At 71.8% G+C, this 12,606-nt stretch carries 10 protein-coding genes; 2 read left to right on the top strand and 8 right to left on the bottom strand.

All coding sequences use genetic code 11. The features are described from left to right. The first annotated feature begins 20 nt into the window (after window positions 1–20). Window positions 21–2,309 carry a molybdopterin-dependent oxidoreductase gene (locus AU196_RS22120; RefSeq protein WP_059097225.1) on the top strand — a complete coding sequence of 763 codons (2,289 nt, stop codon included), beginning with the start codon at window positions 21–23 and terminating at the stop codon, window positions 2,307–2,309. Window positions 2,310–2,313: 4 nt separating this feature from the next. Here the strand turns inward: AU196_RS22120 and AU196_RS22125 are convergent, their stop codons facing one another. From AU196_RS22125 to AU196_RS22150, 6 genes are all read right to left on the bottom strand, one after another. After that, window positions 2,314–3,648, bottom strand: coding sequence for a DEAD/DEAH box helicase (locus AU196_RS22125; protein WP_059097226.1), 1,335 nt, complete (start codon window positions 3,646–3,648; stop codon window positions 2,314–2,316). Window positions 3,649–3,882: 234 nt separating this feature from the next. Continuing rightward, window positions 3,883–5,328: a GTPase HflX gene (gene hflX / locus AU196_RS22130; RefSeq protein ID WP_157546594.1), complete on the bottom strand. Its 1,446-nt coding sequence runs from the start codon at window positions 5,326–5,328 to the stop codon at window positions 3,883–3,885. 45 nt (window positions 5,329–5,373) lie between these two features. Further along, entirely contained in the window at window positions 5,374–6,255 is an 882-nt protein-coding gene (gene dapF, locus AU196_RS22135; protein ID WP_059097228.1) for a diaminopimelate epimerase, read from the bottom strand. Between the two features lie 4 nt (window positions 6,256–6,259). Next, entirely contained in the window at window positions 6,260–7,177 is a 918-nt protein-coding gene (gene miaA, locus AU196_RS22140; protein ID WP_059097229.1) for a tRNA (adenosine(37)-N6)-dimethylallyltransferase MiaA, read from the bottom strand. Further along, complete coding sequence (locus AU196_RS22145; protein ID WP_059097230.1) at window positions 7,174–7,860, bottom strand: class III extradiol ring-cleavage dioxygenase family protein; 687 nt, start codon at window positions 7,858–7,860, stop codon at window positions 7,174–7,176. The genes miaA and AU196_RS22145 overlap by 4 nt, the downstream gene beginning before the upstream one ends. Before the next feature lie 9 nt (window positions 7,861–7,869). Beyond that, entirely contained in the window at window positions 7,870–8,748 is an 879-nt protein-coding gene (locus AU196_RS22150; protein WP_059097231.1) for a DMT family transporter, read from the bottom strand. A gap of 222 nt (window positions 8,749–8,970) precedes the next feature. Between AU196_RS22150 and AU196_RS22155 the strand changes: the two genes are divergently transcribed. After that, window positions 8,971–10,347: a DUF349 domain-containing protein gene (locus AU196_RS22155; protein WP_059097232.1), complete on the top strand. Its 1,377-nt coding sequence runs from the start codon at window positions 8,971–8,973 to the stop codon at window positions 10,345–10,347. Between the two features lie 12 nt (window positions 10,348–10,359). Here AU196_RS22155 and AU196_RS22160 read toward each other — a convergent pair whose 3' ends face one another. Together AU196_RS22160 and miaB are read right to left on the bottom strand one after the other, a co-directional pair. After that, on the bottom strand, window positions 10,360–10,953 hold the full coding sequence (locus AU196_RS22160) for an Rv2732c family membrane protein (RefSeq protein WP_197415870.1): 594 nt from the start codon (window positions 10,951–10,953) through the stop codon (window positions 10,360–10,362). After that, window positions 10,950–12,473 carry a tRNA (N6-isopentenyl adenosine(37)-C2)-methylthiotransferase MiaB gene (gene miaB, locus AU196_RS22165; RefSeq protein ID WP_059097234.1) on the bottom strand — a complete coding sequence of 508 codons (1,524 nt, stop codon included), beginning with the start codon at window positions 12,471–12,473 and terminating at the stop codon, window positions 10,950–10,952. Before miaB ends, AU196_RS22160 begins: the two co-directional genes overlap by 4 nt. Between the last annotated feature and the right edge of the window lie 133 nt (window positions 12,474–12,606).

Genomic DNA, 12,606 nt, shown 5'->3' on the forward strand with positions numbered 1-12,606 from the left:
GTGGACCTAGACTTTCCGCCATGCCCACCCGCCCGACCAGCCTCACCCATTGGGGCGGCTTCTCCGCCGAGGTCGCGTCCGGTGACATCGCCTCCGTCGCGCCGCTGCCCGGTGATCAGGATCCTTCTCCCCTGCTGGGCAATCTGCCCGGTTCGGTGCGGCACCGCTCCCGCATCGCGGGTCCGGCGGTCCGGCGCGGCTGGCTCGACGACGGGCCCGGCGCCAGCAGGCGCCGCGGTGCGGACGAATTCGTCGCAGTGTCGTGGGACGAGCTGACCGAACTGCTCTCGGCCGAGCTGCGCCGGGTGGTCGACACACACGGCAACGAGGCGATCTACGGCGGCTCCTACGGGTGGGCCAGCGCCGGCCGGTTCCATCATGCCCAGAGCCAGGTGCACCGCTTCCTCAAACTGCTTGGCGGTTACACCTTTTCGCGTCACTCCTACAGCCTCGGCGCCACCGGTGTGATCATGCCCCGTGTCGTCGGCACCCACGACGATCTGTTCAAGCGCTCCACCGACTGGGACGTCATCGCCGCCCACACCGATCTGCTGGTGTGCTTCGGCGGGCTCGCGATGAAGAACACGGGCACCAATCACGGTGGCACGACGGCACACCCGGCCCGTGACGCGCTGCGCAGGTTCCGCGAACGGGGCGGCCGGATCGTGTCGTTCTCACCGCTGCGCGACGATGTGGACGGTGAGTGTGAATGGCACGCACCGGTACCGGGCACCGATGTGGCGATCATGCTGGCGATGGCCCATGTCCTGGCCACCGAGGGGCTCGCCGACCGCGGATTCCTCGCGTCGCACTGCGTCGGCTACGAGCGTTTCGAGCGCTACCTGCTCGGCGCCGACGACGGCGTCGCGAAGACCCCCCGATGGGCGGCGGCGATCTGCGGTCTGCCGGCCGCCGAGATCGCCACACTGGCACGGAGAATGGCCGCGCAGCGCACCATCGTCACCGTCAGCTGGTCACTGCAACGGGTCCGGCACGGCGAGCAGGCGCCGTGGATGGGCCTGACGCTCGCGGCGATGCTGGGTCAGATCGGTGTTCCCGGAGAAGGTTTCGGACACGGTTACGGGTCGATGAACGAACCGGGTCTGCCGCCGCTACGGTGCGGTCTGCCCCGGCTGCCGCAGGGCGTCAACCCGGTACGCACGTTCATCCCGGTCGCGGCGGTCAGCGATATGCTGCTGCACCCCGGCGAGCCGTACGACTACAACGGGATGCGGCTGACCTATCCCGACATCCGCTGCGTGTACTGGGCCGGCGGCAACCCGTTCCACCACCATCAGAACCTCCCCCGGTTGCGGCGGGCACTGGCCCGCGTGGAGACCGTCGTGGTGCACGATCCGTACTGGACCGCGATGGCCAGGCACGCCGACATCGTGGTGCCGTCCACCACCGCGTTCGAACGCGACGACTACTCGGGGTCGAAGAACGATCCCGTGTTGATGGCGATGCCGAAACTGGTCGACCCATATGCGGACAGCCGCGACGACTACTCGACGTTCGCCGCGCTGGCCGACCGCCTCGGCTTCGGCGAGCAGTTCACCGAGGGACGCACCGCCCGGCAGTGGCTCGCCCATCTCTACGAGAAGTGGTCGGCGGGACTCGATTTCGCGGTGCCGGTTTTCGAGGAGTTCTGGCGCGCCGGCAGCCTCCGGCTGCCCGTCGAACCGGGCCTGACGCTGCTCGCCGACTTCCGCGCCGACCCCGTTGCGCACCGCCTCGGCACGCCGAGCGGCCGCATCGAGATCTTCTCCTCCGACATCGCCGGATTCGGCTACGCCGACTGCATCGGACATCCCGCGTGGTTCGAACCCACCGAATGGCTCGGTGGCGAACGCGCCGCCACTTATCCGCTGCATCTGATCGCCAACCAGCCGGCCACCCGGCTGCACGGCCAACTCGACGGTGGCGCCACCAGCCAGGCCGCGAAAGTTCGTGGCCGCGAGGCGATCCGGATGCACCCCGCAGACGCCGCCGACCGCGGTGTGGCCGACGGCGACGTGGTCCGGGTGTTCAACGACCGCGGCGCCTGCCTGGCCGGTGTGGTGCTCGACGACCGCGTCCGGCGCGACGTCGTCCACCTTCCGACGGGCGCCTGGTTCGATCCCGCCGACCCCGCCGACCACGACGCGATGTGCGTGCACGGGAACCCCAACGTGCTCACCGACGACGTCGGCACCTCGTCGCTGGCACGCGGCAGCACCGGCGCCCACGTGCTGGTTCAGGTGGAGAGGTTCACCGGTCCGCTACCGCCGGTGCGGGCGCACGAACCTCCGGTGATCCGGCAGCGGTGAGCGGTCAGCGGGCGGCCTGCGGACGCCGGCGGGGGCGCCGCGAGCGGGATGCGGTGTCGCCGCCCTGGGGCCGGCCCTGCCGCTCGCCGTGACCCTGCGGCGTGGAACGCCTGCGGGGACGGTCGGAGGCGGTGCGGGGCTGCTTCACGACCTTCGGCGCAGGCGCGCGATACGGCGCAACCTCGCCGACCAGTGCGGTCACCGACGGCGAATCGGCACCGACCTGCTGGGGCGCGACGTTGATGCCGGCGCGCCGCAACAGCGCGGCGGTGTCGCGCCGCTCCTCGGGCAGCACGACGGTGACGACGTCGCCCGCGCTGCCGGCGCGTGCGGTGCGGCCCGAACGGTGCAGATAGGCCTTGTGTTCGACAGGGGGGTCGACGTGCACCACGAGCTCGACCTCGTCGACGTGCACACCACGGGCCGCGATGTCGGTGGCGACCAGCACCTTGGCGTCTCCGGTCGAGAACGCGGCGAGATTGCGCTCACGGGCGTTCTGGGACAGGTTCCCGTGCAGGTCGACCGACGGCACGCCGGCCTCGGTGAGCTGACGGGCCAGCTTGCGGGCCTGATGTTTGGTGCGCATAAACAGGATTCGGCGTCCGGTGCCCGCGGCGAGCGTGTGCACCAGCGCCTTCTTCTCGTGCGCTCCGGCCACGTGGAACACGTGGTGGGTCATCGCCGGCGGCGGCGCGTTGACCTCGTCGACCGAGTGGGTGACGGGCTCGCGCAGGAAGCGGCGCACCAGCTTGTCGACGCCGTTGTCCAGGGTCGCCGAGAACAGCAGCCGCTGACCGCCCGCGGGCGTGGCGGCCAGGATGCGGGTGACGCCGGGCAGGAAGCCGAGATCGGCCATGTGGTCGGCCTCGTCGAGCACGGTGATCTCCACGCTGTCCAGCGAGATGATCCGTTGGCGCATCAGGTCTTCGAGCCGACCGGGGCAGGCGACGACGATGTCGACACCGGCCCGCAACGCCGCGGCCTGCGGGTTCTGGGAGACGCCACCGAAGATGGTGGCCACCTTCAGATCGTATGCGGCGGCGAGGGGTTCGAGGACCGCGGTGATCTGGGTCGCCAGTTCGCGCGTCGGCGCGAGCACCAGGCCCGACGGGCGCGCCGACCGCCGTTTGGCGTCGGCGAGCCGGCTCACCAGCGGCAGGGAGAACGCCAGCGTCTTGCCGCTGCCGGTCTTACCGCGGCCGAGCACGTCACGGCCGGCCAGGCTGTCGGGCAACGTCGCGGCCTGGATCGGGAACGGGCTGTCGATGCCACGGTTCTCCAGAACGCGGCGCAGGGGTCCCCGCACGCCGAGGTCGGCGAAGGATTGTGCAGTTGTCATGCAGGTGTGTGCCTTTCAGGGCAGTGTCGCGCACCCCCGGGCAGCGCTGTTGCACGGCGCAGGTGATGGGTACGCAAGTGGCGAGATTGCCGGTCGGCAACATCGATCGCCGCGAGAAGAGCTTGAGCCGGACGCGATGGTAAGCGTTCCACGACGAGCCGTCGTCGGTTTCGGTGACGTCGGCGTTGAGGACAGTCTAGCGCATGGGTCTTCGGTTCCTCGGGCGAGCCCTCGTCAGGAGAATGTCGAGAACTCCTGCAGGCCCGCGGCGAGCGCCACCGGCACCCGCGCCTTGACCCGTGTGCCGTCCGTGGTGTGCTCGGTGGCGTCGATGCGCCCCTCGCTGTGCACCCGGGCCACGAGATCGCCGCGGTCGTAGGGAATGGTCACGTCGACGGTGACGTCGGTGGACTCGACCAGCTCCGACATCCGGGCCGAAAGCCGGTCCAGCCCTTGCCCCGTACGCGCCGACACGAACACCGCGTCGGGCAGCGCACCGCGCAGATGCGCCAGCGAGAGCCCGTCGGCGGCGTCGATCTTGTTGACCACCAACAGTTCCGGCGCGGGCTTGGCGTGCCGTTCGGGGCTCGATGTCGCCGGGGCGGCTCCGGCGATGACCTCGTTGATCACCTCGCGGACCGCGCTGATCTGCGCCAGCGGGTTGGCATCCGAGCCGTCGACGACGTGGACGAGGAGGTCGGCGTCGGCGACCTCTTCGAGCGTCGAGCGGAACGCCTCGACCAACTGCGTCGGAAGATGTCGTACGAAACCGACGGTGTCGGTGAGGACGAACGGCCGGCCGTCGTCGAATTCACCTCGGCGGGTGGTGGGTTCGAGCGTCGCGAACAGTGCGTTCTCGACCAGCACCCCGGCGCCGGTGAGCGCGTTGAGCAGACTGGACTTCCCCGCGTTGGTGTAGCCGACGATCGCCACCGAGGGCACCTCGGTGCGGCGGCGCCCACTGCGCTGGGTGTCGCGGATCTTCTTCATGTCCTTGATCTCGCGGCGCAGCTTGGACATCCGCTCGCGGATGCGACGCCGGTCGGTCTCGATCTTCGTCTCACCGGGACCGCGCGTGCCGACACCGCCACCGGCGCCGCCGGCACGCCCACCGGCCTGCCGCGACATCGATTCACCCCAACCGCGCAGCCGCGGAAGCATGTACTCCATCTGCGCCAGGGAGACCTGGGCCTTGCCTTCGCGGCTGGTGGCGTGCTGGGCGAAGATGTCGAGGATCAGGGCGGTGCGGTCGATCACCTTGACCTTGACGATCCTCTCCAGCGCGGTCAGCTGCGCAGGGCTGAGCTCACCGTCGCAGATCACCGTGTCCGCGCCGGTCGCGAGCACGATCTCGCGCAGTTCGGCGGCCTTGCCCGAGCCGATGTAGGTCGAGGCGTCGGGCTTGTCGCGCCGCTGGACGACGCCTTCGAGCACCTCGGAGCCCGCGGTCTCGGCGAGCGCGGCGAGTTCGGCGAGGCCGGCCTCGGCGTCGGCCGCGCTGCCCTCGGTCCACACGCCCACCAGCACGACGCGTTCGAGCCGCAGCTGGCGGTATTCGACCTCGGAGATGTCGGCCAGTTCGGTGGACAGACCGGCGACGCGGCGCAGCGCGGAGCGGTCCTCGAGCGCCAGTTCACCGGCACTGGGAGTCTCGTGTGAAGAAAATTCGGGAAATGTCATGAGCGAATCAAGGTTCGCACGGAGATCACTTTTCATGCACCCCAATTAACGACGATGAGAGTGCCACCATTCCCCGGCGAGTTCGCCGGTGGCGACCAGTTCGGAGGGTCCGCGCAGAAAACTCGTGGTCTCGGTGACCGACACCGTGACCACGCCGCCGGGGATGCGGACGTCGAGCGTGCCCAGCGCCTGTCCGGCCTCTGACAGCGCCGCGACGGCCGCGGCGACGGTCCCGGTACCGCACGAACGCGTCTCGCCGACACCCCGCTCGTGTACCCGCATCGACACCGACCCATCACGTACCGCGGTGAGGACCTCGACGTTGACGCCGTCGGGGAACTGGGCGTCGTCGAACTCGACCGGGGCGGCCACGTCGAGCGCCGCGAGCTCGGCCTCGGTGAGCGATGCGTCGACGCAGGCCAGGTGCGGATTGCCGACGTCGACCCCCAGTCCGGTGAAGCGGCGCCCGCCGACCACGGCCGACCCGGTGCCCAGCAGGTTGACCTTGCCCATCTCGACGGTCACCTCGGCCCGCCAGCGGTGCGCCGGGTCGAAGCCGTGCAGGACGACGGGCCGCGGCCCGGCCAACGACCCGACCACGAACTCGTCGCGCGATTCCAGGTCCGTAGCCCGCAGATAGTGCGCGAACACCCGTACGCCGTTACCGCACATCTGGGCGATCGACCCGTCGGCGTTGCGGTAGTCCATGTACCAGTCACCGGCCGCGACACCCTCGGGCAGCCGCTCGAACACCCCCGCCGCCATGGCCGCGCCTGCGGTGGTGACGCGCAGCACCCCGTCGGCGCCGAGCCCGCGACGCCGGTCACACAGCGCGGAGACGACGGCCGGCGTCAGCGCGCGCCGCGCGTCGAGGTCAGGCAGCAGCACGAAGTCGTTCTGCGTCCCGTGACCCTTGGCGAACTGCACTTGCTCAGGATACGGCGCGCCAGGCACGCAGCGTGCGGTCGACGTTGTCCGGCGACGCGCCGTCGAGCCAGCACACCCGGTGGTCGCGGCGGAACCACGACCGCTGCCTGCGCACGTAGCGCCGGGTGCCGACGTACGTCGGTTCGCGCGCGGCCGACCCGTCGCCGCCGGCGTCGAGATCGGCGAGCACCTGGGCGTACCCCAGCGCCCGCGACGCCGTCACCCCGTCACGCAGGCCGCGACGCACCAGGCCGGCCACCTCGACGACCAGCCCTTCGGCGAACATCGTGTCGGTGCGCTCCGCCAACCGTTCATCGAGAACGTCTGTGGCCCAGTCCAACCCGACGATCGCCGTATCCCAGCGAGGCGCGCCGATGGTGGGCGCCGAGGCTGCGAACGGCCGGCCGGTCAGTTCCACCACCTCCAGCGCGCGGACGATGCGGCGGCCGTCGGTGGGCAGGATCGAGGCCGCGGCATCCGGGTCCACGGTGGCTAGCTCACCGTGCAACGCCGCGACCCCGACCTCGGCGAGCCGCGCCTCCCATCTGGCGCGCACGGCGGGGTCGGTGGCGGGGAACGCCCAGTCGTCGAGCAGCGCCTGGACGTACATCATCGATCCGCCGACGATGATCGGCAGCGCACCACGGGCGGCGATGGCCTCGACGTCGCGGGCGGCGTCGGCCTGGTAGCGCGCCACCGACGCGGTCTCGGTGACGTCGAGGACGTCGAGTTGGTGGTGCGGGACACCGCGGCGCTGCGCGACCGGCAGCTTCGCGGTGCCGATGTCCATCCCGTGGTAGAGCTGCATGGCGTCGGCGTTGACGATCTCCGCGGCGGCCTCACCGCTGAGCCGTTCGGCCACGTCCAGGGCCAGCGCCGACTTCCCCGTCCCGGTCGGCCCGATGATCGCCAGCGGCCTCATGGTGTCCAGCGGCCGGCGAAGTAGCCGACGCCGTAGGGGGCGCCCCGGTAGAACTCCTCGGCCGAACCGGGCGCGGATCCGGTCAGCCCCGCCAGCACCTGGTAGGCGACCCGGCCGACGACGGAGCCCGGCAGCCGGCTCAGCGCGGCGGTGTCCCCGGCGGCCAGCGCGTCGTCGAGCACCGCTTGGACGGGCACCGCGTCGGGGTCGTACCCGCCGGGCGCCGGTGGGGTGAGGGTGTGGCAGCCGTCGGCGACGACCAGCACCCCGATCTCACCGTCCGCGTCGTCGATGTGGGCGCGCAACGCCCGGCCCCGCGCCATCGCGGTGTCGGCGTCGAGGTCGCCGGCGTGGACTCGGACCTCCGCCGCGGCGTGCGGGGCGTGTTCACCCCGGACCCACCCGGCGATCAGCGCGCAGAGGGGCAGGTCGACGGGTGTGGCGGCGCCGTCCGGCGACAGCCTCACCCGCACGTCGACGCCGTAGCCGGCGAAGGTGCCCGCGGTCGGCGGGGTGAGCACCTCGTCGCCGGAGCCGACGCCGATCGCCACCCAGCGGTCGGGCAGTCCGCCGACAGACCGCGCCACCGCCGCGCGCAGCTCGGACAGTTCACCGGCCGCTGCGCCTGCCAGTTGCGGCACCATCACCGGAGCGGACGGCACAAGGGCGATCGCGGTGAGCACGCCACCAAACTAGTGCGCGAGGGAGGCCTGGGCCTCGGCGCCGGCCGCTTCGCCGCGGGCCAGCGCGGCGGTGGCCAGCACCATCACCGCGGCCGCGACGACCAGCGTCGTCCATCCGGCCTCACCGGGGCGCATCGTCTCCCCCAGCACCACCACGCCGAGCACCGATCCCACCACCGGTTCGGCCACGGTCATCGTCGGCAGCGACGCGGTCAGCGCACCGGACCGGAACGAGGCCTGCTGCCAGGCCGTCCCGGCGACGGCCACGGCCGCCAGCGCGTAGAGCTCGGGCATCTGCAGCACCGCCCACAGACCGTCGTCGAGCCGGTCGACGACGCCCTTGGTCAGCACGGCGAAGACGCCCCACAGCGCGCCGGACACCAGCGCCAGCAGCACCGCGCTGGGCGTGCCCGACCAGATCCGCGCCCCGACGACGCAGAGCACCAGCATCGGGACCAGCACCGCGATCACGACGGCCCAGGTCTCCCACGAGGCGCGGGCCTGCCCGGCGGTCGGGTTGCCCACGGTCACGATCACCGCCACCGCACCGGCCAGCAGCGCCGCCCAGAGCCACTCCCAGCGCGTGACCCGCCGGCCGGTCAGGCGGGCGTTGATCGGCAGCGCAAACAGCAGCGACGTCACCAGCAGCGCCTGCACCAGCAGCACCGACCCCAGCCCGAGCGCGGCGGCCTGCAGGCCGAAACCCACGGCGGCGACGGTGCTGCCCAGCCACCACTGCCGGTCGCGCAACAGCCGCAGGAACAACTCGAGGTGCCCGACCGCCTCGTCGGTCACCTCGTGCGCGGAGCGCTGGTGGATGACATCGCCGATCGCGATGAACAGCGCGGCGCCCAGCGCCAGCAGCGCGGCGATATCCGCCCTGGCCATCGCATCTCCTCGTCGTGGTAGCGGGCATGAGCGTGCCCGGATGGCGGTCCGTCCCGCAAACCGGCGCGCCGAAGGTGTGCGCACACCCATGGCCGACCTGTTTGAATAGCCTTCGACAGCCGGCCACACCGATCCGGAAGAACAGGCTCATATCGACAGGCGAAGGCGCCGCGTTGCGCGGCAGTGCGCGGTCCACCGCGCGGAGGGTGCGAGGAACGAAAGATGACGACCAGCGAGCCGGGTGCGACCTCGGAGGCCAACAACGAGGCGACGCCACGTCCGGCGCCGGGGCCCGCACCCCGGCCCGGTCCCTCACCCCGACCGGGGCCGCCGCGGCCCGTCCCCCGGCCGGGCCGGCCGACGCCCGCGGTGGCGGCGCCACCGGCCAGCGATCCGCACCGCTTCGGCCGGGTGGACCCCGACGGCACGGTGTGGCTGATCACCGGATCCGGTGAGCGCGTCATCGGGTCGTGGCAGGCCGGTGAGCCCGAGGCGGCGTATGCCCACTTCGGGCGCCGCTTCGACGATCTGCAGACCGAGGTGGTGCTGCTCGAGCAGCGGCTGGTCACCCACGCAGGCGATGCCCGCAAGATCAAGTCCGCGGCCGCCACACTGGCCGAGAGCCTGCCGGAGGCCCATGTCCTCGGTGACGTGGACTCGCTGGCCGCGCGACTGACCGCGATCGTGGAGCACGCCGACGAGGAGGCCCAGGCCGAGCGGGCCCGCCGCGACGAGCAGCGTGCCGCGCAGCTGGCGCGCAAGGAGGCGCTGGCCGTCGAGGCCGAGGACATCGCGGCGAACTCCACGCAGTGGAAGACCGCAGGTGACCGGCTGCGGGAGATCCTCGACGAGTGGCGCACGATCACGGGCCTGGACCGCAAGACCGACGACGCGCTGTGGAAGCGCTATTCGGCCGCCCGCGAGACGTTCAACCGGCGGCGCGGTTCGCACTTCGCCGAGCTCGACCGGGGCCGTGCGGGTGCGCGGCAGGCCAAGGAGGCGCTCTGCGAACGCGCCGAGGAACTGTCCGGCTCCAGGGAGTGGGGTGCGACGAGCGCCGCGTTCCGTGACCTGCTGGCGGAGTGGAAGGCCGCGGGCCGGGCCGCCAAGGACGTCGACGACGCGCTGTGGCAGCGGTTCAAGGCCGCCCAGGACGTGTTCTTCTCCGCCCGCAACGCCGCGACCGCCGAACGGGACGCGGAGTTCAAGGCGAACGCCGCCGCCAAGGAGACGCTGCTCGCCCAGGCCGAGCAGATCGACACCTCCAACCCGGACGCCGCCCGCGCGGCGTTCCGCGCGATCGGCGACAAGTGGGACGCCATCGGCAAGGTGCCCCGCGAGCGGGCCGCGGAATTCGAACGGCGCCTGCGCGCGGTGGAGAAGAAGGTCCGCGACGCCGCCTCGTCGAACTGGACCGATCCGGAGGCGCAGGCCCGCGCCGACCAGTTCCGGGTGCGTGCCGAACAGTACGAGCGCCAGGCCCAGAAGGCCGAGGCCGCGGGCCGCACCAAGGATGCCGAGCAGGCCCGGGCGAATGCCCAGCAGTGGCGGCAGTGGGCCGACGCGGCGGTCGAGGCGTTGGGCAAGCGCCGCACCTGACCGGGGCGCGGATCAGCCGGTCGGGTTGTCCGGGTCGTCGCCGTTGCCGAAGTCCAGCAGACCCTTGCCCTGGTTCTCCCTGGCGCGGCGGCGGCGCTCCTCCTCGGCGGCCAACTGCACCGCGGTGCGGGTCCAGACCACCCTGGCCCAGTGGAAGGTGAGCACGATCACCGCCAGCCAGCCGACGACCAGGCCGATGCCCGGCCCCGGATACGGCTCGGCCGCGGTCTGCCGGGACCACACCGCGAGCATGCCGATCGCGCTGGCCACCGCCGAACCTGCCAGCGCCACCCACGCGATCGCCCAGCGCCGGGTGAGCAGCGCGAGGATGGAGAACCCGACGGAGAACACGATCGCCAGCACGGCGAACACCCGCGACGGCAGAGAGATCCCCGCAGCGGCGGCCGCGTCGGTGCCGGCCAGCACGTCGAAACCCCTGGCGCCGCCGGCGTGCGGCAGCACGAACGACAGCAGCACGACGAACACCAGGACGGCGACCACCAGGGCGCGGGCGCCCGGGTCGAACTCCCCCGCCACCCGGCGCTCCGCGTCCTCGATATCGCCCTTGTACGACTCGAATTCGTCGGGCCCGTCCGGGCCGCTCATCGCGCGCACCCCGTCGCCGCCGGGGTGGGTGCGGGCGCGCCGATGCCCGGGATGCCCAATCCGACCCCGGTGCGAGGCCGCAGGCCCGCGGCGTGGGCGTCACCGGCGCGGGTGCGTCGGTGTGTCAGCAGGGCGCCGTCGGCGATGAGGTGGTGCGGCGCCGCACCGGTCACCGTGGTGGTGACGACGTCACCGGGCCGGATGTCGGCGCCGCCGGGGGCGAAGTGCACCAGCCTGCCGTCGCGGGCGCGCCCGGACATGCGGGCGGTGGCCGCGTCCTTGCGGCCCTCGCCCGTGGCCACCAGCAGCTCGAGCGTGCGGCCGACCTGGGCCAGGTTCTCGTCGAGCGAGATCTTCTCCTGCAGGTCGATCAGACGTTGATACCGTTCGCTCACAACGGCTTTCGGGAGTTGTCCGGGCATGTCGGCGGCGGGCGTCCCGGGTCGCTTGGAGTACTGGAACGTGAACGCGCTGGAGAACCGCGAGGCGGCCACCACGTCGAGCGTGGCCTGGAAGTCCTCCTCCGTCTCGCCCGGGAAACCGACGATCAGGTCGGTGGTGATCGCCGCGTCGGGGATCGCCGCACGCACCCGGTCGATGATCCCGAGATACTTCTCCGCGCGGTAGGACCGGCGCATGGCGCGCAGGATCCGGTCGGATCCGGACTGCAGCGGCATGTGCAGTGCGGGGCAGACATTCGGCGTCTCGGCCATCGCCTCGATCACATCGTCGGTGAACTCGGCCGGATGCGGCGAAGTGAACCGTACGCGTTCGAGCCCGTGGATCCGCCCGCACGCGCGCAACAGTTCGGCGAACGCGCCGCGGTCGCGGGGAACCGACGGGTCAGCGAAGGACACGCCGTAGGCGTTGACGTTCTGGCCCAGCAGCGTCACCTCGAGCACGCCCTGGTCGACCAGCGTCTGGATCTCGGCGAGGACGTCGCCGGGGCGCCGGTCGACCTCCCTGCCGCGCAGCGACGGGACGATGCAGAACGTGCAGGTGTTGTTGCAGCCCACCGAGATCGACACCCACCCGGCGTACGCCGATTCGCGTGCGGCGGGCAGCGCCGACGGGAACTCCTCTAAGGCCTCGGCGATCTCGACCTGCGCGGCGCGGTTGTGGCGGGCGCGTTCGAGCAACGCGGGCAGTGCGCCGATGTTGTGGGTGCCGAACACGACGTCCACCCACGGGGCGCGGCGCAGCACGGCGTCGCGGTCCTTCTGGGCGAGGCAGCCGCCGACGGCGATCTGCATCTGCGGGTCGGACTGTTTGCGCGGCGCGAGGTGGGACAGGTTGCCGTACAGCTTGTTGTCGGCGTTCTCGCGCACCGCACAGGTGTTGAAGACGACCACATCGGCGTCGGAGCCGTCCGCGGCGCGCCGGTAGCCCGCGGCCTCCAGCAGACCCGCCAGCCGCTCCGAGTCGTGCACGTTCATCTGACAGCCGTAGGTGCGGACCTGATAGGTGCGCGCCACCGGCGGCAGCGCGCTCGCCGCCTGCTGGGTCACCGTCGAAGTCACGGCCCCATGGTACGGGGGCCGGGATTGATCAGTTCCGGGCACATCAGGCGTTCCGTGGGTAAGGTCAGCACCCATGGAAACGGCCGGACACCCCACCGGGCCCGATGCGCGGTCGGTCGATCCGGACTCTCGG

The sequence above is a fragment of the Mycobacterium sp. IS-1742 genome (assembly GCF_001500125.1).
Lineage (GTDB): Bacteria > Actinomycetota > Actinomycetes > Mycobacteriales > Mycobacteriaceae > Mycobacterium.

Coding starts and splice junctions, on each gene's coding strand:
- miaA (WP_059097229.1), bottom strand. CDS start 7,177: ATGAGGCCGCTGGCGATCATCGGGCCGACCGGGACGGGGAAGTCGGCG.
- AU196_RS22160 (WP_197415870.1), bottom strand. CDS start 10,953: ATGAGCGGCCCGGACGGGCCCGACGAATTCGAGTCGTACAAGGGCGAT.
- hflX (WP_157546594.1), bottom strand. CDS start 5,328: ATGACATTTCCCGAATTTTCTTCACACGAGACTCCCAGTGCCGGTGAA.
- AU196_RS22125 (WP_059097226.1), bottom strand. CDS start 3,648: ATGACAACTGCACAATCCTTCGCCGACCTCGGCGTGCGGGGACCCCTG.
- AU196_RS22120 (WP_059097225.1), top strand. CDS start 21: ATGCCCACCCGCCCGACCAGCCTCACCCATTGGGGCGGCTTCTCCGCC.
- AU196_RS22155 (WP_059097232.1), top strand. CDS start 8,971: ATGACGACCAGCGAGCCGGGTGCGACCTCGGAGGCCAACAACGAGGCG.
- AU196_RS22150 (WP_059097231.1), bottom strand. CDS start 8,748: ATGGCCAGGGCGGATATCGCCGCGCTGCTGGCGCTGGGCGCCGCGCTG.